We start from the raw sequence: 22,473 nt of genomic DNA, 5'->3' as shown, positions 1-22,473 counted from the left end.
GCCTATCCCTCCCGCGCCCGACCGCACCTGGAAGTAACTCCTCTCCCACCAGGCACAACGATGCACGTGTTCCAGAAAAGTACCTTTTGGACACGACTGAGTACCCTTTGCGTCTAGCATCCCTCCTTCCCCGCTCTCTACCATGGCGAGCCGTAGGGAAACACGATAAGCCCCTCGGGAGGGGGCGAAGGAGGGATTGTTCATGAGCGATTCTCGCTACGACCACCTGATCGAAGCAACCGCGAAGCAGGGCGCCGCAAGCGGTGCAGCGCTGTTTCAGCGGGGCGGCATCAACCGCCGCACGTTCCTGCAAGGCGCGCTGTTCTTGGGCGCCTGCGGTGGCGCCATGGGCTTCGGCCTGACGGGGTGCGCCCCCGCAAACACGGGCGATGCGGCAGCGCAGGGGTGGAAGGCCGGCACGTACACCGCCAACGTGAAGGGTCACAACGCTCCGTTCACCATCGATGTGACGTTCTCGGAAAACGCCATCACGGCCATCGACACGAGCACGAACCAGGAATCGCTGGGCGTCGGCGCGTCGGCGCTCAAGGACCTCAGCGATGAAATCATGCAGTACCAGACGCTCAACGTAGACGCCGTTACGGGCGCCTCTCTTTCAAGCATGTGCCTGCAGCAAGGCGTGAAGGAGTGCGCCGATCAGGCGGGCGCAACGAAAGCGCTCGAGAAGGCGGCCGGCCCCGAGGACGCCATCGAGCCGTCCTACGATGCTGACGTGTGCGTCATCGGAGGCGGCGGCGCGGGCCTGACGGCTGCCATCTCCGCCGTGCAAGCGGGGGCCACGGTGGTCGTGGTGGAGAAGTGCGGCATCACGGGCGGTTCGACGAACGTGTCGGAAGGCGCGCTCAACGCCGTCGACCCGGAGCGTCAGCAGAAGCAGGGCGTGGAGGATTCCATCGAGAAATTCTACGAGACCACGTACGAGGGCGGTCATGAGCAGGGCACGCCCGAACTCATCCACTACCTTACCGACAACGCCCTCGAGTCGGTGCACTGGCTCGAGTCGCTCGGCGTGAAGTTCAAGGACGAAACGGGTTCGGCCACCGGCTCGCTGGGCGAGCGCAGCCACTACCCCGCCACGCCGTCGGGCAACACCTACATCCGCTCGTTCGAGGAGTTCATCGCAAGCCACGCCGACCAGCTTGTCGTGCTGCACGAGACGCAGGCTCAGGAGCTGGTGCTGAACAACGGCGCCGTTGCCGGCGTGAAGGCCGTGCATCGCGGCAGCCAGGACGTGACGGTGAATGCAAAGTCGGTGGTGGTTGCCACGGGCGGCTTCGGCGCCAACGTCGAATACCGCCAGCAGGTCAACGACGGCGTATGGGCCGACGTGAAGCTGGACGATTCCATCGGCTGCACGAACATCAAGCCGTGCGCGCAAGGCGAGGGCCTCAAGCTGGCCGAGGGCGCGGGTGCAGAGCTCGTGGGGCTGTCCGACATTCAGCTGCACCCGTGCGGCACGCCCGGCACCGGCCTCATGGAGGACATCCGCACCTCGGGACGTAACCGCATCTTCGTCAACAAGAACGGCGAGCGCTTCGTCAACGAGGGCGCCGAGCGCGACACGCTGTGCAAGGCCATCTTCGCCCAGCCCGAATCCACGTACTGGATCGTGGTCAACAAGCTGCGCTACCCTTCCGAAACCGAGCCGGACGCCAACGGCGCCACCATTGAGAACATGCTTGCGCTCGGGCACATCGTGAAGGGCGAAACCGTCGAAGACCTCGCGCAGCAGACGCAGATGGACGTCGCGAAGCTGCAGGCTTCCATCGACGGGTACAACCAGGTGGTTGCCGAAGAAGCGGAGGACCCCTTCGGCTTCCAAGCCAACAACACGGCCGACCAGCAGCTTGTCGAAGGACCGTGGTACGCATGCCGCAAGGTGCCCACCGTGCACCACACCATGGGCGGCATCCGCATCAACGTCGACACGCAGGCCCTCGACGCGACCGGCCAGGCCGTCCCCGGCCTCTACGCCTGCGGCGAGTGCACCGGCGGCATCCACGGCAGCAACCGCCTCGGCGGCAACGCCATTGCCGACTGCATCACCTTCGGGCGCAATGCGGGCACGCAGGCGGCTCAAAACGCACTGAGCTAGGCCACGCTACAAGCAAACGAGAAAGCGGACGGGCGCACTCACGCGTGCCCGTCCGCTTCGGCAACCCGATCGAGCAGTTCCTGCTTGGAATGCACGCCCACCTTGCGGTACACCGTGCGCGTGTAGTTCCTGATCGTGTTCTCCGAATAGTTGAGCGTGTCGGCAATGTAGGTGCGGCTGCGCCCCTGCGCAACGAGCGAGACGATGGCCTGCTCGGTGCTGCTCAAACCGTACTGACGAGCGAAGGCGTCGAGTGGATCGCTCAAGGAGGCGGTTACACCCGGCGCAGGCGCAACCGCAGGTGCGGGAACCGCCTTCGGCAGGGCACCCAGCTCGAACCCGATGGGACGGTCGCCCATGAAGCGCGGTCGCATGACCAGCGTCGCCTCCACCAACACCACGAGCGCCATGACGATGAGCAGCCACAGGCTGTGGTCGAGCGTCGGTCCCACGAGGTACACCACGATGCGCCCGACGGCCATGCACAGCAGCGACCCGCCGTACACCACCGCGTACACGAGCGTCGTGGGGTAGTGCACATGGCGCCCTATCAGGTAGATGTAGAAGACAAGCGGGATGTAGAAGCACGTCACCGCATTCGTCAGCAGAAACGTGCTGGCCTCTTCCGATCCGCCCCACCCGCTCATCAGGAAGCAGATGCTTGCCATCATGAGTGCGTTTTGGAACAGCCAGTAACCCGACAGCTTGAACGCGCGACCCCGCACGAGGACGAGCCACACCACCGCGGCGATGAGCACCACCACCAGCACCTGGTGTATCGAGCGCACCGTCTGCGACAGCTCGCGCAGCCGCCCGTCGGGATAGCCGAGCGCAATGCCCAGCAGCAGCGCGTACAGGAAAAAGGCGACGAGCACCTGCAACGTGCCGGCACGCAGAGCGCCCGTCTCGTACAGCGTGTCGGCCCCGGGCGCTTTCCCCATCGCGTCGTCCTGCGCATCGGCGCCCACCGTCTCGGCGCGCTCGTCGAGGCGCGTCATCGCCTGCCAGTACGCATACACCGAAAGCGCGGGCACGAACAGGTTGATCATGCCCGACACGACGGGGTCCAAGTACCCCATGACCAGCGACAACACGCACGACAGCGCCAGACCGCCCGCGGCGTAGAAGAACACCTCGCCAGGACGGAGCCGTTCGAGAAAGAATATCCAGATGATCTCGCCGCCCACGAGGCCGATGCCGCCCACCACCACGCGCAGCGCCTCGAAGTCGGTCGTGTTGAAGAAGAGATCAAGCAGGTAGAGCAGGCTCGATGCCGTCATCAGCACGAAGCCCGACCACACGAACACGCCCCGGGTCGCCCGCGAAACGCCGGCCTTGTACACCAGCAGCACGAGCAGCGCGATCACGGCCACGCGAGCGATGTTCGCGCCCACCGTCACCATGCCGACGTCGGCAGAAAAATGCAGGTTGTAGAAGTTGAACTGGTACCACAGACGGTAGAACCCGATGCCGAAGAACGCGAGGATCAGCCCCGACAGAAACGTCGATTTGAACGCCGCGAACGAACCGGTATGAAGATACCGATCCACCGCCGGCCCGCGCGCCCCGCTATCAGATTCCGCCCCTTGTCCCATAGCCGGAATTGTACCATAGCCCGCACGTAGCCCTCTCTGTTCGTGCGAGGCGGTTCTCTACTCCCCCAGCTTTTCGGCGGCTTCCATCCATTCGTCTTCAAGGGCGTCGATCTGCTGTTGCAGGTCGCCGATTTGGGCTTGGAAGTCGCCGAGGGCGGTGAAGTCGGTGGGGTCGGCGGCGGTCATCTGCGCGCGAACGTCCTCGATTTTGCTGTTGAGGGTTTCCACCTTGCGCTCGTTCGATTGCATGAGCTTGCGCAGGGTGCGCTGCTCGCCGCCGGAAAGACGAGAGCCCTCGGCCGAGGATTCGGTTCCTGAAACGCTTGGGTCGGCAGCGCGCGAGGGGCGTTGACCTGCGGACGGTGCTGCCGCCATGGAATCCCGGGCCAATTCCAAGTACTCTTCCACGCCGCCGGGGAGGTGGCGGAGCTTGCCGTTGATGAGGGCGAACTGGTGGTCGGTCACGCGCTCCATGAGGTAGCGATCGTGCGTGACCAGCAGCAGCGTGCCCGGCCAGGCGTCCAGCAGGTCTTCCACCACGGCCAGCATGTCGGTGTCCAGATCGTTGCCCGGCTCGTCGAGGATGAGCACGTTCGGCTCGTCGAGCAAGATCAGCATGAGGGCGAGGCGGCGCTTCTGCCCGCCCGAGAGATCCTTCACCGGCTCGTTGAGGTCGGCGCGCGCAAACCCCAGCTTCTCCAGCAGCTGCGCCGGCGTCATCTCCTTGCCGTCGAGCATGGTGCGGCGGTTGTAACGGCCGATGACCTGACGCACGCGGTCGTCGCCCAGCTCGGACAGGTCGTCGAGGTGCTGCGACAGCACGGCGAAGCGCACGGTCTGCCCGATCTTCACGCGACCCGCGTCCAACTGCTGCAGACCCTGAATCACGCGCAACAGCGTGGTTTTGCCCGTGCCGTTTTCGCCGACGATGCCGTAGCGGTCGCCGGGACCGATGATCCAGTCCACGTCGTCGAGCACGGTTTTCTCGCCGAAGCGCACGGTGACGTGTTCGAGGTCCACCACCTGCTTGCCCAGGCGCGCCATGGCCATGCGCTTGAGTTCCAGCTCGTCGCGCAGGGGCGGCACGTCGGCGATGAGCTCCTGGGCGGCCGCCACGTGGAACTTCGGCTTCGTCGCCCGCGCGCGAGCGCCGCGCGAGAGCCAGGCCAGCTCGCGGCGCAGCTCGTTCTGGCGCTTCTGCTCGGCCAGCGCCATGAGGCGGTCGCGCTCAACGCGCTGCATGATGTACGCCGAGAAGCCGCCTTCGAACGGCTCGACGCGCTTGTCGTGCACCTCCCACATGCGCAGGCACACCTCGTCGAGGAACCAACGATCGTGCGTGACCATGAGCAGCGCGCCCGAGCCCTTCTTCCAGCGAGTCTTCAGATGCTCCGCCAGCCAGGTGATGGCGCGCACGTCCAGGTGGTTCGTCGGCTCGTCGAGCGCGAGCACGTCCCAGTCGCCGATGAGCAGGCGCACGAGGTCGACGCGGCGACGCTGCCCGCCCGAAAGCGTGCCCACCACCGCATCCCAGGGGATGTCGCCGGCCAGCCCCGCGATGATGTCGCGGATGCGCGCGTCGCTCGCCCACACGTACTCGGGCAGATCGCCCACCACAGCCTGCCCCACGGTTGCCGCGGGGTCGAGCGTGTCGGCCTGCCCCAGCACGCCCACGCGCACGGTACCGTTGCGCAGCACGCGCCCCTCGTCGGGCTCAAGCGTGCCCGCCAGCAGATTCAACAGCGTCGACTTGCCGTCGCCGTTGCGGCCGACGATGCCCACGCGGTCGCCCTCGTCCACGCCGAGCGACACATCCGCGAATACCTCTTTCGTGGGGAACTCGACCCGCACCTTCTCGCACCCGAGCATAAACGCCATAGAGCCATCCTCTTCCACGTAGTCCAGAAGGCCGATTATAGCGCATGCCGCCAACCCGCACGTCCGCTCCACGAGAAGGCCGCGCAGCTACGCATCACAGAACGCGCGGCTCCTGCGGCACCTCCAACCCCTCTTCCATAAGGGCCATCCAGCAGTTAGGGAATGCGGTCTCGGGGATGTCATCGTAGTCCAAACGCTGCAAGACGAAGAGCGGCTCGCCCGTTTCCGCTCCATCAAGCCGTGCGCGCACCGCTTCTTCGAACCCATCCGCCATCGTGATGCGATACGAAGCCGAGGTCATACCGCCGCCGGCAAACGTTCCATCCACCGTAAGCGTTGCCTGCTCAAGCTGCTGCGCCGCGGCCGCCGCCTGCTGAACCGCATCGCCTTCAAGCGCCGCATCGGGAACACGTGCGAGCATATCGAGAGACACGCCTTCGGAACCCACGTCGTCGTAGTCAATGCGCCGATACACCTCCATGGTGCTCGCCGGGAAGTAAGGCTGCCCCCAAATCTCCTGCTCAGCCGACGTCGCACCGTCGAAAGGCTGCCCCACGTCGACGAACCCCACGTCGGGAACGTTCCCCAACGCGAAATACTGCTCCCAGATATCGCCGCCCTCGCACGTGAGATTCGCACGGAACCGCGCGATGCCGTCCTCCACCTCGACGAACGTGATGCCCGCGTCGTCGTTCGGTACCGCGAACGGAGCGCCGCCCTCGAACGCCGCCGCAACTTCCCTCTCCCACGTCGTATCGAGCACGAGATGGTAGTCGTAGTTCGACGGATCGGGAGACCAATTTGCCACCTGATCGGCGGGGGCGTCCGTCGAACACCCCGCAAGCGCGCAGCACGCAACGCACGCGAGCAATCCCTTGATCCAACCAGTCAACCGCCCGTTCAGTTTCATGCGCGGACCCCCTTGTTGCAGCCGCCGTTTCGTCCATGGTACCAAAGAACGCCCCGCCGCGCCCCTTTCCCGCTTTTGAAAGGAATTCCTCGGGGGCCGCTGAATTTCCTTCATGGCTTGCACGACTTCCGTTTGAGGGGCGAACTTCCTTGCCTTCGGCCTGGTGGGAGGGCTCTTAGAATGGGGGCATCCCGTGGAGGGGATCACCGATGAAGGAGGGGTTTCATGAGTACGAACGAACGGCACAACCTGAGCAGGCGCGGCTTCTTCAAGGCCGCCGCAACGGCAACGGTGGCAACCGCGGCAGGCGGCGCGCTGGCCGCCTGCGCGCCCGCGGGCGGATCGGGCTCGTCGGACGGCGGCACCGCAGCGAACAAGGCGCAGCTCGCGTTCGAGGCGGCCGCGGCGCCCATCGAGCCCGTCGAGCCGCCCGCGACCTGGGACGAGGAAGCCGACGTCATCGTGGTGGGCTCGGGTGGCGGCGGCATCACGGGATCGGTGCGCCTCGTCGACGCGGGCATGAAGGTGATCATGCTCGAGAAGAACGAGAAAACGGGCGGCACCACGTCGTACGGCGGCATGTTCGTCAACTTCGGCGGCCACCGGCTGGCGAACGAGGTGGAGTGGGCCTACCCGAGCTACCCCTACGACCCGAACGAGGTGGTGGCCTACGTGAACGACCTGCAGCAGATGACCGTCGATCCGGAGCTGCTGTACGCCATGGCCGTCGAGGGTCCGCAGTGCATCGACTGGATGGCCGACGCGCTCGAGGTGCCATGGGCACCCGCGAGCAAGGGCCCGGCCGGCATGAAGAGCCTGTACTGGGAAGGCCAGATCACCGCGAAGAACTCCATCGAGATCATGCACTTCCCCTTCGAGATGATGACCGAAACGGCGAAGCAGCACGGCGTGGACATCCGCACGGGCACCGAGGCGCTCGCGCTCGTGGTGGACAACGGCACCGTGGTGGGCATCAGAGCGAAGACGGCGGACGGCGAGAAGTTCTTCCGCGGCACGAAGGGCGTGCTGCTCACCGCCGGCGGCTTCGAGATGAACCGCGCCATGCTGAGCAAGTACGCGCCCACCTGCCTACGCGGCGTGGTGAACGTGGCCACCCCGCCCTACAACGACGGCGCCTGCATCCGCATGGGGCTCGGCGTGAACGCCGACCTGTCCGGCTACAACTCGGTGGCCTGCTTCGACGGCAGCGTGGAGTGGGAACCCTACGACGAGTTCGCCACCGCCATGAACGCGCACGTCAACAAGGACGGCAACCAGGCCGTTCGTCAGCCGTGGCTGCTCATCAACCGCATGGGGCAGCGCGTTCCGTACCTCAGCACGGCCGGCACGTCCTACCCCTTCATGAACACCGACCCCGACAGCATGGTGACGGCCCTCACCGATCAGGGCGCCGTCGAGATGAGCCAGCCCGGCGGACGCACCTACGTGTGCTTCGACTCGAAGTACGAGGACCTCGTGAACGAGAACTACTTCGGTCAGTCCGTGTGCCGCGTGGGCAAGGTGATTCCCGACGACGATCCGCTCATCGACCGCGTGCCCGAGTGGCAGCGCGATTGGCGCAACGCCTTCCAAATCATGGTGGACGCGGGCGCGGTGAAGAAGTGCGACACCCTCGAGGAACTGGAAGAAGCGCTCGGCCTGCGCACGGGCGTGCTCACGCAGGCGGTCAAAGACTGGAACGCCGCATGCGCCGCGGGCGAAGACTCCGTCCCCACGTACAAGTACGACCCCTCGTGGCTCATTCCCATCGACGAGCCGCCTTACTACGGCGCGAAGATCGGCGGCAACCTGTTCGCCACGAAATGCGGGCTGCGCGTGAACAAGCACATGCAGGTCATCGACGCGGAAGGCGCGGTCATCGACGGGCTGTACGCCGGGTGGCACACCGCCGGCGGGTCGAACGGCGAGAACAACATCGCAGGCAAGCCGTTCAACGGCATCTACGGCGATGTCGGGCTGTCGTTCGTGGGCGGCTACATGGCGGCCGGCGCCATCATCGAGGCGCGCTAGGCGTCGCTTTCCCGGGCGAGCGTCTGCAAGCGCTCGAGAAAGGCCTGGCCGCATGAATCGAGCCGCTCTTCGTTGCTCAGCACATGCAGATCGCAGGGAATAACGAAGTCTTCAACCGTGAATATCCTGATGTCGGGGCTCGTACGCAGCCCCGACCGGGAGCCTCCCAAGGCGATGCCGAACGTTTCGCCCAATCCCGACAGGTAGAGGTCCAGGTAGTTCGCGCACGGCTGATTGTCGGGCTCAACCTGCACGCCCGCCTGCGCGAACCACGACGCAACCGCCTCGCCCGCCTCCACCATGTTGTCGGAGTTTCCCAGCAACAGCGTGTAGCCGTCCAGGTCGCGCGCCGAAATGTGCGCGCGCTCGAACAGCGGGCACGAACGGTTCATCCAGAAGCGGCATTCGCCCCTCATGAAGAAAAAGCTGCTCACCTGGCGGGGCATCGTGACGGGCTGCGGAACACCGCCGTTCTCGCAGCGCTGCACGTGCACGAAGATCGAGAGATCCACCCGACCGTCCACCACCGATTCCACGTTGGCGTACGTTCCCGAGGCGAACAGGATTTCCACGTGCTGATCGGGGCAATCTTCCCTGAACGCCGCGAGCGCGCGCAGCAGCACGTCCTCGAACGGCGGGAAGTCGAGCGTGCCCACCACAAGCGACGACGAAGCGGCCGAAAACGCGCGGCATTCCGCAACGCTTTCCTCCGTCAGCTTCACGATGGCCCGCGCCTTCTTGAGGAACAGCTTGCCCGTCGGCGACAGCTCGAGGGCCCCGTTGCGCTTCACCGTGAGCGCGGCGCCCACCTCATCTTCGAGCGCATGGATGTGCGCGCGCAGCGTCGGCTGCGACACGAACAGCTCGGTTGCCGCCTGAGCGAAGTTGAGCGAACGCGAGAACGTGATGTATTCGTGCAGGTATGCGGTTTCCAATGGCTTCCCTCCCCTCCACCATCGACTCCCACTATACACGAATCGCTCCATCGGGGCACGTATCCCGCAAAGTACAACCCGTCAGCCGAATTCGTTACGGTACAATAACGAAAACCCCCTTTCCCTATCGAAAAGGAGGCCTTTTTGGAATTCCTCGAACTCACCTTGCTCATGTTGGCCGCCGTGCTGCTGTCGTCGGTGATCGACCAGCTTGTTCCCAAAGTGTCGTCGCCGCTCATACAGATTGCGCTCGGCCTGGGCATCGCGCTGCTCATGGGCACCCAGATCACCATCGACTTCGATCCGAACCTCTTTCTGGTGCTGCTCATCGCGCCCCTGCTGTACGACGAGTCGAAGAACCTCGACAAGAAGGCCCTGTGGCAGAACAGGCGCCCCGTGCTGTCGCTTGCCGTGGGGCTGGTCATCGCCTCGGCGCTCATCGTCGGATTCGCGGTGAACTGGCTCATTCCGTCCGTGTCGCTTGCGGCGGCCTTCGCCCTGGGAGCCGCGCTCGGCCCCACCGACGCCGTGTCGGTGGCCTCGCTGGCCAAGCAGGTGAAAATTCCGGCGCGCTCGCGCAACATCCTGGAGAGCGAATCCATCATCAACGACGCCTCGGGCATCGTGTCGTTTCAGTTCGCCATCGCCGCTGCGGTGACCGGCACGTTTTCGCTGGTCGGAGCAACGGCGAACTTCTTCTTCGCGTTCCTTGGCGGCATGTTCATCGGCATCGCGCTGGGGTATCTGGGCAACTTCATCGTGCGGCGCGTGCGCTCGTGGGGGTTGGAGAACACGACGTTCCACGTGCTGTTCGAGGTGTTCGTGCCGTTCATCGTGTACCTCGTGGCGAACGCCCTGGGCACGAGCGGCATCATCGCGGTGGTGACCGCCGGCATTTTGAACGTCGTGTCGCCGCGCACCCTCGATCCGGCCATCTCACGCATGAACATCGTCTCGACGAGCGTGTGGCGCGTGCTCACGTTCGCCCTCAACGGCACCGTGTTCGTGCTCCTCGGCACGCAGCTGCCGCGCGCCATGCAGCGCACCTGGGCGAACGTCACCTTCGATAACGGCGTGCTCATCGGCTACATCCTGATCATCACGCTGCTCATGCTGGCCGCGCGCTTCATCTGGGTGCTGTCCATGGACCGCCTGCACCGGCAACGCAAGGGCCGGATCACCCTGGACGAGCTGCGCTCATGCGCCGTCATGACCTTGGCCGGGCCGAAGGGCACCATCACCCTTGCCGTCGCGTTCACCATTCCGTTTTCCATTCCGCAGCGCGAACTGCTGCTGTTCCTGGCGTGCGGCGTCATCGTGGTCACCATGCTGCTGGCCACGTTCGTCGTGCCGCTCATCGCGCCGAAGAAGGACGACGTCGCCGAGAGCGAGTTCGACCTCCGCAAGGCGAACATCGACATTCTGCGCTCGGTGATCGAGGAGCTGGCCGCCCATCAAACCGTGGAGAATCGCGCGGCAACGCGCACGGTCATTCGCTCGTACAACGAGCGAATCGCGCGGCTGAAGAACAAGAACGAGTCGGCCGACGACGAATCGAGCACGGCGCTGCGCCTGCGCGCCACCGGATGGGAGAAGGACTACGTGCTCGACCTGCTCGAGCGTGAAGAAATCGACCCGCTGGTGGGATACCGCCACGTCAAGCGTCTGTCGCGCACCGAAAACCTGCTGCAGCACCACGCCGACCGCCTGTCGCTGCAAATCGCCTACCTGCGGCTGCGCACGCTCGTGCATGCGGGATGGCACCGCATCGCGAAGGTGCTGCCCGGCGACGACCTGGCAGAACGCACGCAGGCTGAACGCGAGCTGCGCTTGCGCAGCAACGAGCACGTCATTGAAAAGCTGCAGGCCGAGCTGGCCTCACCCACCTCCGACGAGCCGGCGGAAACCATCAGCGCGCTGATTTTGGAGTACCAGCGCCTCGTGCACACGACGCGCGCGGCGAGCCCCTCCATCACCGCGATGGCTAACGTCGCCGACAAGGCCGTGGACATCCAGCGACAGGGTCTCCGATTGGAGCTCGAGGCCCTGCAAGCACGGTACGAGGAGGGCCGCTTGCCGCGCGCCGCGTACAAGCGGCTGCGTGAAAACGTCGCCCTCATGCAAATCGACCTGGAAGACAACCTGTAGGGTTGCCTCCGCACGGGCGTCCGCACGCCCGCTTAGAACAGCAGCATCACGGCCACCACGAAGGCTGCCGTCACGAGAAAGCCGCCCACCACGATGGCCCACACGGCGGGACGGGCGAAGTTGAGCGTCCAGCCCACACCGAAGCGCTCGGGCAAAAACAGGCTGGCGTCGTCGGGGTTGTAGTAGAACACGCCGAACTTCCAGTACTGATCGTTGTCCACGAGCAGCTGATCGGACGTCTGCATGCGCTTGAACACGCGCGAGCCCGCCTGCCCGTACACCACGCTGATGGCCATGCCGCCCACGCACAGGACCATGGCGGCAATCGCCACGAACACCCCGGCCTGCCCGAGCGAGATAACGTCCATGAACGACAGCGGCATGGCAATCATCGCAAGGTCGATGACGACCCCGCCAGCCACGAGGAAGATGCTCTGCGCGCGGGCGAACAGGCCGTACGCAAGCGCAGACGTCGCCGGTGCGCCCGGTTCCGCCCACTTCTTCGAGTGGGCGATGGTCCAATGGGAGAACACGAAGCACACCCCCATGAACGCCTGGATGAGCACGGGCATCCACACGATGAGCGGCGTTTTCTCCGCCCAGTCGTTCACCGTGCCGTCGAAGCCCACGTGCATGGCGATCATGTCGGGCATGTGCGCGTAGCCCACGGAGCCGATGATCAGCGTGAGCGCCATGACCGGCAGGTACAGCAGGTTCCACTTGAGCGAGATGGCGTGCGGCACCGGCTGCTCGCCCACCACGGCCACGGATTCCTGCACGTCGGCCACCCAGCCGCGCTCTTTCTTGTACTCGTTCATCTTGCGGCGATAGAACAACATGAGCGCGTACCCGCCGCCCGTCAGCGCCAACACGCCCACGATCATCACGGCGAACGCCCCGCCGTACGAGCCGGCCGCCGCGCACGCGATGCCCGCCACGGTGAGCAGCACCGTCGGCACCAGAACCACCACGACGTAGCGCCGCTTGAGGCCCTTGACGTACGGATCCTTCTGCTCGGAAGTGGGCACGGTGACGGTGAACACCTCGCCACGACGCATGAGGTACGGGGTGACGGCCATGAACACGCCCACCACCGGCACCAACAGCATCGTGAGCATCACCATGATGGTGGGATCGAATCCCTCCACTACGACACACCTCCCTGATACGCCGGCTCGCTCGACAGCGCGCGATCGACGTTCGCGTTCTCAGCATGGCTCGCCGCGCCCGGCTCCTGCGCGCCCGGGCGCTCGCCCGCGCCGTACGCACGTGCAGCCTGCACCTGCGCGCACTCCAGGAACTCGCCCCACGAGCCGCCGCGCGCGCGATGCGCCAAGGCAAGCTCGAACAGCTCGTCCTCCATCTTCGCCAATTCGATCTGAGCGCGATCGGCCCGGTCGGCCTCGCACGGGTCGGCGATATAGGCGCCCGAACGGCCGCGCATGAGCACGTAGCCCTCGTCGCGCAGCACGGCATACGCTTTGTTCACCGTGTGCAGGTTGATGCCCAAGTCGCTCGCCAGGGCGCGCACCGACGGCAGCGACGCACCGGGCACCAGTTCGCCCGTGGCGATAGCCGCGATGATCTGACCGCGGATCTGCAGGTACAACGGCTCTTCCGACCTTTGATCGATGCGTATGATCATGGACGAACCTCCTTCGCAAGCTCTTTAGAACAGCACCAGGTTGATGGCGAGCGTGACCAAGGCCAGGCCCGACCCCACCGCCGACAGCAAAAGGCCCGTCTTGGCGCGCGAGACGCCGAGCCACGCCGCCCCGCCCACGCCGAGCGCCGCCGTGATAAGCACGACCACCGCCTTCGGCCCGTAGTGCTCGCCCGATATGCCGAACTGCACCACCACCTGGTCGGGCAGCAGGAACCACTCCAACGCCATGAACGCGAGCGCCGCCACTCCCAGCGCGAGGGCAACCGCCAGCCCCGCACGCCCTTCGAGCACCGTGCCCTCGCAGCGACCCCGGGCCTTCCCTTCGTAAGCTCCCATGATACATCCTTTCCTTCGTCGATCGACCAACGCTTATGCCGTCAAGCCGTGCTTCACCGTGATGCGGAACAGCATCCACGAGACCGCGGCCGCCACGAGGCCCAGCGCAAGCCCCATGATCGCGCCCAGCACGGTGGTGAGCACCATGCCCACCACGACGAACGCCATGCCGCCCATGATGACGCCGAACACGGGCAGGCCGCGCTTCACCGGCTCGTACACGGTGGTCCAGTCGTAACGCGGGCGCCATGCGTCAAGGGCGAGGCCGCCGAACGTGGCCAGCAGGCTCGACCCCAGCGGCACCACGAACAGCGCCACGATGGACAACGGGTCGAGCGGCAGCGCGATGGCCAGCAGCACGGCTGACACCGACACCGCCGGCACCGCAACCATCAGGTTGACGGCGGCTTTCGCGCCCAGCACGGTGCTCGCCGGCACCGGCGCGGTCAGCATGAGCCAGCGCGCCGACCCTTCGAGCGACATCGACGCCGCCGTCGTGGACGAGATGGCGCAGAAGAACGCGAGCGCCCAGGGAAGCAGCGTGCCGATGAAGGGCGTGAACTCGGGCGGCAGCGCGTCGAGCGACACGAGGCCCGTCATGGTTCCCACCGAGGCAGCCAAGGCCGCCACCAGCACCAACACGAACCCGATGCAGGAGTTCATGATATAGATGGGCGTAGCCACCATGAGACGCGCTTCCTTGGCCACGAGCGCGCGAAACGGCGTGCGCGTCTTGAGGCCCGCAGCGCGCCGCTTGCCGTCGAACGAGAACGTACCGCTCGGACGCGACGACATGAGCAGCGTGTTCACCGGCACGAACAGGCGCACGACCAGCGCAAGCACCACGCCGGCCGCCACGAGGTTCGCTGCGGCGAAGGCGAAGAATTGCAAGAGGTCGCCCCGCACGATGCCGGCCGTCGCCCACGCCGCCGGCGGGAACGCCGCCGCAATCTGCGCGGTGAGCTGCGTGCCGAGCGCCGTCATGGCGGCCAGGTCGTCGCCTTGCGACGAGAACGCGAGCGAGCCGAACACCGCGACGAGCGTCGCCGCCAGCGTCAACACGATCACGACGATGTTCGCATGGCGGAAGCGCGCCGACACCGCGGCGATGAGCACCGCCAGCACGATGGCCACCGCCAACGGCAGCAGCGGCGCCAACACCACGGACAACGCCATGCACAGCACGCCCGCCGCCGACACGCCCACGTATCCCGCGTACACCGCGAACGCCGGCACCATAGCCAGCAGGCCGAACACCAAGCTCATGGCGTACAGCGACACGATGCGCGACAGCACCACCGAGGTGGTGGAAACGGGCAGCGACATCACCAGGTCGTAGTCCTTGAAGCCGAACAGCACGCCGTTCGTCTTGAGAAACGCGGCCACGGCGCCCGCCACGGCACCCACGAGCACCGCGACGAGCGGGATGGCCTCGGGCAGCCCGATTTGAATGAGCGCCTGCGCCACCCCGACCGAGTACAGCGCCGCGAACAGCACGATGGCCGCCACCGCCAACGCCGCCAGCCCCAGCGTGCGCTTCGCCTTCGCCGGATCGGCGTGTAGCGTTTTGTTGATGCCGAACAGCCCCAGCATCTGGATCTTCAGCAAGAGGATAAAGGATTTCATGAAAAGCTCCGTTCCCTACGCCCGCGTACCGGGAGCCTGATGGTCGATCATGTCGAGGAACACGTCTTCCAGGCTCTCATCGCCCACCACGTCGGCGGTGGGACCGTACGCGCGCAGCGTGCCTTGCTTGATGATGGCCACCTTGTTGCACAGCTTTTCCACCACTTCCAGCACATGGCTCGAGAAGAACACGGCCGCGCCGCGCTCGGACAGCTCGCGCAGCATCTCCTTCACGTGGAACGACGCTTCGGGGTCGAGGCCCACGAAGGGCTCGTCAAGCACGAGCAGCGTGGGTTCGTGCACGAGCGCGCCGATGAGCACGAGCTTCTGACGCATGCCGTGCGAGTACGAGGACACGAGGTCGCCGAGCGCCGAGGTGAGACTCAGGCGATCGGCATACTGCTGAATGCGGGCCTCGCGAACGTCGGCCGGCACCTCGAAGATGTCCGAGATGTAGTCGAGGTACTGGATGCCCGTGAGGAATTCGTAGATGTCGGGGTTGTCGGGGACGTACGCCGTTACGCGCTTGCATGCGAGCGCATCCGTTTTCACCGACTGCCCCGCAATGCGGATGTCGCCCTCGTCGAAGCCGGTCACGCCCACGATGGAGCGGATGAGCGTCGTCTTGCCGGCGCCGTTATGACCGACGAAGCCGAAGATGTCGCCCGGCATCACGTCGAGCGACACGCCGTCGACGGCGCGCTTCGCGCCGAACGTCTTGACGACATCCTTCACTGCCAAAACCGGAACCGCTGCGTTCATACTTGATCCTTTCGCCGCTGTTTGTTATATTTATGCTATAACAGATGGAACAAAGATGCAAGCCCACGTTTCCATCCGCGCGGAGCCTGGCGCTGCCTTGCATCGAACCGCGAATGTTTCACGTGAAACATTCGTTCGCTGTTCTCACACAGAAAGGGACGCATCATGAAGAGAATCGTGTTGTTCTTGGCCATCACGTTCGGATTGACGTGGGCATACGAGTTCGGGGTGGTGTACCCGGTGTCATCGGGGGCGCTCACCGGCATTCCGCCTGTCGCCGCGCAGTTCGTCACGGGCGCGGCCATGTTCTTCCCCGCTATCGGGGTGCTTATCACGCGCCTCGTCACGGGCGAGGGCTTCAAGAACAGCGTCATCAAGCCGCGCGGATTCAAGAAAGCGCTGCCCTGGTTCGCCGTCGCCTGGTTCGGGCCGGTCGTCCTGTCCATCGTCGGCGCGGCTGTGTACTTCTTCATCTTCCCGCAGGACTTCGACCCCGCCATGACCACGTTCGTCGCCTCGACGCAGCAGCAAGCGGCGGCGACCGGCGCCGAGATGCCCGCCGACACCATCACCATGATGCTGCTCGCGCAGCTGCCGTTCGCCATTTTTCTGGCGCCCGTGCTCAACATCTTCACGACGTTCGGCGAGGAATGGGGCTGGCGCGGCTACCTCGTGCCGAAGGTGTCCACGCGCCTGCGCATCGTCCCCACGCTGCTCATCACGGGCGTCATCTGGGGTTTGTGGCACGCGCCGCTCACCATCATCGGGCACAACTACGGCGTGGGGTATCCTACCTGGCCCATCGGCGGCATCGCGGCCATGTGCCTGTTCTGCATCGTCATCGGCATCTTCCTCACGTACGTCACCGTGCGCACGGGCAGCTGCCTGGCGGCGGCCATCGGCCACGGCGCCATCAACGGGTTCGTGAGCGCGGCGCTGCTGTTCTCGGTGACGGGCGGCAACCCGTTCGTCGGCCCCATGCCCGTGGGAATCGTCGGCGGCTGCGCCTTCATCGTGGTGGCGGCGTTCATGCTGCGCGACCTGCACCGTCGCGAGAAGACGGGCACGCTCGACATGCCGAAGGCGGGCCTGCCCGACGGCGTGACGAAGGCCGACCTCGCCCGCGAGGCCGCCAGCGCGACAACTCCTACTGCTTGATCACCGGGCACGCGATGGCGCTCACGGCGGCCAGTCCCGCGCACAGGAACACGCGGGCAGCGCCGAGGCCGACGCGTCGATGAGCGCGCCCAGCGCGAAGCCCGTCAGCAGGCTGCCGATGTTGGCCACCGCCGTGATGAAGCCCGTCGATTGCGCGGCGATCGACGGGCGCACCAGCTCGCTCGGCAGCGTCCAGAACGTGCCGCAGCACAGCGACACCGACGCGTAGGCTATCACGAGCACGGCGGTGACCAGGCCATGCGGCACGAACGGCACCGTCACGAGCGCCACCACCGACACGATGTTGCCCAGCAGCAGCACGGGCCAGCGCCGTCCGCCGAACACCCGGTCGGACAGGATGCCGCCCAGCGGCGACGCGATGAGCGTGATGACGAAGGTGGCCGACGTGATGGACGCCACGGCATCGCCCGAGAATCCCAGGTTGCCCGTGAGCAGCGGAGGCAGCAGCGTGGCGAACCCGTAGGTGAGCCACCCGTTCACGAATCCCACGACGATGGCCGCCCAGAACCGCGGCTCGCGGCGCGCCTGCGCCATGGAGCTGGGACGATCAGCCGGCGCGGTGGCGGATGCCGCATCTGCAGCCCCGCCCGCGGACGCGCGCCCCGCTGCGCCCTCTCCCGCGTCGGACGGCGCGGGCAGCAAGTCGGCGATCGCGTCGGCACCGGGATACATCTTCCCCAGATCGCGCACCGTCAGCGCATACACCACGGCGATGATGGCGCCCGGTACCACCACGAGCACGGCGGCCGCGAACTGCCACGACATGCCCGTCGCCAAAAGAGGCGGCGCAAAGAACGACGCAAGCGCGAAGCCGAAGCCCAGCACGCCCATGAGCAGCCCTTCCGCCAACCCGCGTTGCCGCACGGGGAACCACAGCGTGGTGGACGACACCACCGAGCTGGCGATGCAGCCGCCCGCGACGCCTTGCAGGAAGCGCAGCGCCATCATGCCCTCGTAACTGGCGCCCACCACCGTGGGAAACAGCAGCGCCAGCAGCACGTTCACCACCACGCCCCACACCACGGTGCGGCGCGCGCCGAACATCGTCTGCAGCTTGCCGCCCGCCGCGCTCGCCAGCGCGTATCCCGCCAGCGTAACCGTGGTCAGCAGCGCAAGGTCGGCCGTGGCCAGGTGCCATTGATCCTGCACGGTGGACGAAAACGCATTCACCACCTGCACCGTGAGGAAGAACTGGCCGTACGCCAGCATGTTGGCGACAAGAATCCACCAGCGATACGCGGGCGGCTTGCTCAAGCGGGGTTGCGCGGATGCGATCATGGGAGCCCTCTCGGCTGAACGGCGAACAATTCCGTCATTCAGTGTAGAGCCGCCTTCGCCGCACCCGCTAACCCGTCACCGCCCAGAAGCCGAACCGCAATCTAGCACAGCCCCTAAACCACCATGCGCCCCTTCCCCGTGCGCTCCACCTCGCACAGCCCCGACCTGAACGGCGGGAACCCGGTGATGGGGTCGAAGTCGCGCGAGGTCAACAGGTTGATGTCCGCCTGATGCCACCCGTGGAAAACGTCGATGACGCCGGGCAGCACGAGGTTCGTGATCTCGGCCTTCATCGTCACCTCCCCGAACTGGTTGAACACGCGCACCTGATCACCGTCCGCGATGCCGCGGGCGCTCGCATCGTCGGGGTGCAAGCGCACCACCGGCTCCGGCATGAACTGGTTGAGCCAGGGCAGGTCGCGCAGCTTCGAGTGCGTGTAGTACGGCACGCGCGAACCGCTGTTCAGCACGAGAGAGTAGTCTTTCGCCAGGTCAGGTGTGCTCACAGGGCTGTATACCGGTTCCTCGTACACCGGCAGGCCCTCGAAGCCGTACTGCTTGAGCACTTCGGACACGAGTTCGATCTTGCCCGTCGGCGTGCTGAACCCGGGCTCCTTGTCCTTGCGCAGGCCGCCGGTTTCGTACTTCCGCTCGTCCTTCGAGCCGCCGGGCACCTCGTAGCCTTCGGGGTGCGCGCGCAGGTCGGCCATCGTGATGCCGAGGTCGGTCTTCGCCAGCATGTCCTCGAGCGCGGCTTCCACATCGCCGCCGTAGCACTCCTCCTCGAAGCCCAGCGCGCAGCCGATTTCCAACAGAATGCGCCAGTCTTCGCGGCACTGCCCCGCCGGCTCCACCACGGGCTCGCGCAGGAATATCTTGCGTCCGAAGATGGCGAACGGGGCCATGCGCTCGTAGCACATGGCGGCGGGCAGCAGCATATCCACCAGGTCGTGCGTCCAGGGACGCATATAGTAGTCGATGGCCACAGTGAACTCCATGTCCTGAATGGCCTTTTGGTACTCCGGCGTCTGCGGCCACATCATGGAGTTGACGCCCAGCAGCACGCCCGCCCTGATCTTGCCGTCGGCCACGAGCTCCGGCAGGTGCGCAGTCTGAATCATCTTGAAGTAGTGCGCCCACACGGGGAAATCGTCCTTATCGTAGCGAATGTCCTGCAGCCCGCGCTCGTCGTAAAGGCTCTCCAACCTGAACGGCGCCGTGGATGCCGAGTAGTCGAACGGCAGACCCGGTCCCATGGACAGGCCACCGGCAACGTCGAGACTGCCCGTCATGGAGATGATGGAGAACACGGCGCGCTGGAAGTTGCCCACATTCGTGGCGTGGCACGCTCCCGCCGAGCTCGACACGAGCGTCGCCGGCAGGTTTTCGCAGATGAGGTGCACCGCTTCCTCAAGTTTCGCCGCGGGAACCCAGGTGATTTCCTCCACGCGTTCGGGCGTGAACTCCTGCACGTAGGCCGACAGCTCGTCGAAGCCGTGCGTCCATTGCTCCACGAATTCCTTGTCGTACAGGCCGTCGCGCACCATCACGTGGATGAAGCCCAGCGCGAGCGCGCCGTCGGTGCCGGGGCGCAGTTGCAGATGGACGTCGGCCATACCGGTGACCGTCGGCGTGATGCGCGGGTCCACCACCACGAACTTGCAGCCGCGTTCCTTCTGCTTCATCATGTCGCCGAAACGGTACGGCTGCGACCATGCCGGGTTGAGCGACCACACAAGGCAGCTCGCCGTCGCATCGGAGGGGTCGGTGCCCATGGACAACTGGCCGGTCACCAGCTGCGAGCACATCCACGTTGCCGCCGCGCACGTGGAGCTTTCGCTGCCGTACGTGGGCGAGCCGAACAGGGTGGCCAAACGCTGCATGGCGCCGCGCGGCTCCTTCGGGTCGCCGCAGTAGAACAGCACCTTCTCGGGTCCGTACGCATCCTTGATGCGGTTGAACTCGCTAGCGATGCGCGCGTACGCATCGTCCCACGAGATGGGCTCCCACTCCGGAGCTCCCGTGCCCTTCGGATTCGTGCGCACCATCGGGTACGTGATGCGATGCGGATCGTACAGCTCCTGCAAGCTCGAGATGCCCTTTGCGCAGATAGGCGACGCGGGATACTTGTCGCGCGCCTCCACGCGCACCACCTTGCCGTCCTTCACCGTGGCGGCGATGCCGCACTTCGGCACGTGGTTGCACATGTCGCAGTACGTGTACTTCACCTCAAGCGGCGCGTCCTCCGCGATGGCGCCTTCGGGATGAGCGATCTCGTACGATCCCGCCACCAGCGCGGCGCCCGCCACCGCCGCCGAACCCTTGAGAAACGTGCGACGCGATACCGTGTTCGTTGCGTTCATGCTATGCCCCTGCCTTTCCCTGCTTCGAATCCGCCAGCGCGTCGGACGGCAGCACGTCGAGCGGCATGCCGTCAACCGGACGATAGTAGAACGACCCCTCGTCGACGCGCAGAACCGCTTCGTCGCCGGCGATGAACTTCGATACCACGCTCTCAGGATCGTCGAGGTCGCCGAAATAGCGCGCACGTCCGGGGCAGTTCACCACGCAGGCAGGCTGCTTGCCCTCCGCAAGACGCCCTTCGCAGAAGATGCACTTCTCCGCCACGAGGCTGCGCTGCACGCCGTACGACTCGTAAGGTGCCGGCACGTCTGCATCGAACATGTTTCGATCCTTGCGATTGAGCTTACGCGCGCCGTACGGGCACGCCGCCAGGCAGAGTCCGCACGCGATGCACGCGTCGTAATCGATGACGGTAATGCCGTCGTCGCGCCGAACGCTTGCACCCGTCGGGCATGCCTCCACGCATTTCGGCTTCTCGCACTGCACGCATGCGTTCGGCACGTACGCGCGGCCGCTCTCCCCCACCTTCGTGCCCCATTCGCAGACGTCCAGGCTGTTCCACGATACGCCGGGTCGCTGGTTGTTCTCCATTTGGCACGCGACCACACACGCGCCGCACCCCGCGCAACGGCGCAGGTCAATTGCCATTCCGTACCTTGTCATCCCCTCGTCCTTTCTCCTTGTTCCTCCCGTTTTCCCACACCACGCACTCTACTCAGGACGGGGTGCCCCTTCCAGAAGCGCCCGCAACAACCCGTTCGCGTATTTCGCTTCCCTGGGTTGCTGGCAGACGCGGCAGCCGTTTCTGGCACAGGCCAGGTTTCGCACCGCGAGGTGCCGCGTTCGTGACAGCGTAGGGCGACAAGTGCTAGTATTGTTCTGGGTTTTTCCACGCTACGCGCGCGAAACCGAGCCACAGGGAGAGGGGACCATGGCAACCGAGCAGGAGTACCGATCCATCCTGATACCGAACCAACCGTTCCGCCGACTGAAGATTGCCGACTACATTGCGCAGGGGAAGAAGAAAAAGCTTTTCAAGGGCGAGTACATCCGCACGAGCGCCAAAACTATCGACGACCTGTATTACTACTACATCGACGAGGGGCAGATCGTGGCCACGTTCGAGCAGGAATCGGGCGAGGTCGCGCCGCTGTACTGGCGCAACGCCGGCAACGCCTTCTCCGCGGAGTACAACGACTACGCGTCCATCGGCCGCTACAAGGCACGCTTCATCGCCACGCAGAACACCGTGCTGTTCGCCTTCACGCAGCGCCAGCTCTACGAGCTGTCACAGGACGATCCCGAGCTGTTCTACGAGTTCATCAACGTGTGTCACATGTCGTTTGCCCAGATGGGACACCGAATCAGCAACACGGGGCATCAGTCGTCCACCAAGCGCATGATCATGTGGCTGCAGAAGCTGTGCGCCACGCAGGAATGCGACGATCACGGCGTGTACGACATCGAGTGCAAGCTGACGCTGCAGCAGCTGTCCGAACTACTGTCGGTGCACATCACCACCTGCACAAAGCTCATCGCCGCGTTGGAAAACGAGGGGGTCATCGAACGCACCCGCACGCACATCCGCGTGTTCGACGTCGAGCGCCTGTCCCAATACGGCCTCGAAGACAACCCCATCAACTACTGAG

General features: G+C 65.3%; 17 protein-coding genes. 5 read left to right on the top strand and 12 right to left on the bottom strand.

Going from position 1 to position 22,473, the window contains the following annotated elements:
- The first annotated feature begins 202 nt into the window (after positions 1-202).
- Positions 203-2,116 carry a flavocytochrome c gene (locus C1876_RS09045; protein WP_211309532.1) on the top strand — a complete coding sequence of 638 codons (1,914 nt, stop codon included), beginning with the start codon at positions 203-205 and terminating at the stop codon, positions 2,114-2,116.
- Between the two features lie 38 nt (positions 2,117-2,154).
- Here C1876_RS09045 and C1876_RS09040 read toward each other — a convergent pair whose 3' ends face one another.
- The 3 genes from C1876_RS09040 to C1876_RS09030 all read right to left on the bottom strand — a co-directional run bounded on the left by C1876_RS09040 (position 2,155) and on the right by C1876_RS09030 (position 6,499).
- Positions 2,155-3,666, bottom strand: a complete 1,512-nt coding sequence (locus C1876_RS09040) for a helix-turn-helix transcriptional regulator (protein ID WP_244910096.1) — start codon at positions 3,664-3,666, stop codon at positions 2,155-2,157.
- Positions 3,667-3,768: 102 nt separating this feature from the next.
- Positions 3,769-5,589, bottom strand: coding sequence for an ABC-F family ATP-binding cassette domain-containing protein (locus C1876_RS09035; RefSeq protein ID WP_114546398.1), 1,821 nt, complete (start codon positions 5,587-5,589; stop codon positions 3,769-3,771).
- A gap of 94 nt (positions 5,590-5,683) precedes the next feature.
- A complete protein-coding gene (locus C1876_RS09030) occupies positions 5,684-6,499 on the bottom strand; it encodes a hypothetical protein (RefSeq protein WP_114546397.1) in 816 nt (271 codons plus the stop codon).
- Positions 6,500-6,724: 225 nt separating this feature from the next.
- Between C1876_RS09030 and C1876_RS09025 the strand changes: the two genes are divergently transcribed.
- On the top strand, positions 6,725-8,530 hold the full coding sequence (locus C1876_RS09025; protein ID WP_114546396.1) for an FAD-binding protein: 1,806 nt from the start codon (positions 6,725-6,727) through the stop codon (positions 8,528-8,530).
- Here C1876_RS09025 and C1876_RS09020 read toward each other — a convergent pair.
- Positions 8,527-9,465, bottom strand: a complete 939-nt coding sequence (locus C1876_RS09020) for a LysR family transcriptional regulator (RefSeq protein ID WP_158544657.1) — start codon at positions 9,463-9,465, stop codon at positions 8,527-8,529. The two genes, C1876_RS09025 and C1876_RS09020, sit on opposite strands and share 4 nt — an antisense overlap.
- Positions 9,466-9,609: 144 nt before the next feature.
- On the opposite strand from C1876_RS09020, the gene C1876_RS09015 reads away from it, so the two are divergent.
- On the top strand, positions 9,610-11,613 hold the full coding sequence (locus tag C1876_RS09015; RefSeq protein WP_114546394.1) for a cation:proton antiporter: 2,004 nt from the start codon (positions 9,610-9,612) through the stop codon (positions 11,611-11,613).
- Between the two features lie 32 nt (positions 11,614-11,645).
- On the opposite strand, the gene C1876_RS09010 is transcribed toward C1876_RS09015, so the two are convergent.
- Genes C1876_RS09010 through C1876_RS08990 form a run of 5 tightly spaced genes read right to left on the bottom strand, consistent with a single transcriptional unit; the run spans position 11,646 to position 16,003 of the window.
- Positions 11,646-12,761 (bottom strand): DUF1648 domain-containing protein, encoded by a 1,116-nt coding sequence (locus tag C1876_RS09010; protein WP_114546393.1) that lies wholly within the window; start codon positions 12,759-12,761, stop codon positions 11,646-11,648.
- Positions 12,761-13,258, bottom strand: coding sequence for a GntR family transcriptional regulator (locus tag C1876_RS09005; protein WP_114546392.1), 498 nt, complete (start codon positions 13,256-13,258; stop codon positions 12,761-12,763). Before C1876_RS09005 ends, C1876_RS09010 begins: the two co-directional genes overlap by 1 nt.
- Positions 13,259-13,282: 24 nt before the next feature.
- On the bottom strand, positions 13,283-13,615 hold the full coding sequence (locus C1876_RS09000) for a hypothetical protein (RefSeq protein WP_114546391.1): 333 nt from the start codon (positions 13,613-13,615) through the stop codon (positions 13,283-13,285).
- 33 nt (positions 13,616-13,648) lie between these two features.
- Positions 13,649-15,241, bottom strand: coding sequence for a hypothetical protein (locus tag C1876_RS08995; protein ID WP_114546390.1), 1,593 nt, complete (start codon positions 15,239-15,241; stop codon positions 13,649-13,651).
- A gap of 15 nt (positions 15,242-15,256) precedes the next feature.
- The gene (locus tag C1876_RS08990; RefSeq protein ID WP_114546389.1) at positions 15,257-16,003 is read right to left on the bottom strand and encodes an ABC transporter ATP-binding protein; all 747 of its coding nucleotides are present in this window, start codon (positions 16,001-16,003) and stop codon (positions 15,257-15,259) included.
- Between the two features lie 165 nt (positions 16,004-16,168).
- Between C1876_RS08990 and C1876_RS08985 the strand changes: the two genes are divergently transcribed.
- Positions 16,169-17,161: a CPBP family intramembrane glutamic endopeptidase gene (locus tag C1876_RS08985; RefSeq protein ID WP_114546388.1), complete on the top strand. Its 993-nt coding sequence runs from the start codon at positions 16,169-16,171 to the stop codon at positions 17,159-17,161.
- A gap of 21 nt (positions 17,162-17,182) precedes the next feature.
- Here the strand turns inward: C1876_RS08985 and C1876_RS08980 are convergent, their stop codons facing one another.
- From C1876_RS08980 to C1876_RS08970, 3 genes are all read right to left on the bottom strand, one after another.
- On the bottom strand, positions 17,183-18,460 hold the full coding sequence (locus C1876_RS08980; RefSeq protein WP_114546387.1) for an MFS transporter: 1,278 nt from the start codon (positions 18,458-18,460) through the stop codon (positions 17,183-17,185).
- A gap of 113 nt (positions 18,461-18,573) precedes the next feature.
- Complete coding sequence (locus C1876_RS08975; protein WP_114546386.1) at positions 18,574-20,823, bottom strand: molybdopterin-containing oxidoreductase family protein; 2,250 nt, start codon at positions 20,821-20,823, stop codon at positions 18,574-18,576.
- 1 nt (position 20,824) lies between these two features.
- Complete coding sequence (locus tag C1876_RS08970; RefSeq protein ID WP_244910095.1) at positions 20,825-21,472, bottom strand: 4Fe-4S dicluster domain-containing protein; 648 nt, start codon at positions 21,470-21,472, stop codon at positions 20,825-20,827.
- A 283-nt stretch (positions 21,473-21,755) separates the two neighbouring features.
- On the opposite strand from C1876_RS08970, the gene C1876_RS08965 reads away from it, so the two are divergent.
- On the top strand, positions 21,756-22,472 hold the full coding sequence (locus C1876_RS08965; RefSeq protein ID WP_114546384.1) for a Crp/Fnr family transcriptional regulator: 717 nt from the start codon (positions 21,756-21,758) through the stop codon (positions 22,470-22,472).
- Position 22,473: the final 1 nt, after the last annotated feature.

The sequence above is a fragment of the Eggerthella sinensis genome, from assembly GCF_003339815.1.
Taxonomy (GTDB): Bacteria; Actinomycetota; Coriobacteriia; order Coriobacteriales; family Eggerthellaceae; genus Eggerthella; species Eggerthella sinensis.
The sequence above is the reverse complement of the archived record's forward strand: the minus strand, read 5'-3'. Positions and strand labels throughout refer to the sequence as shown.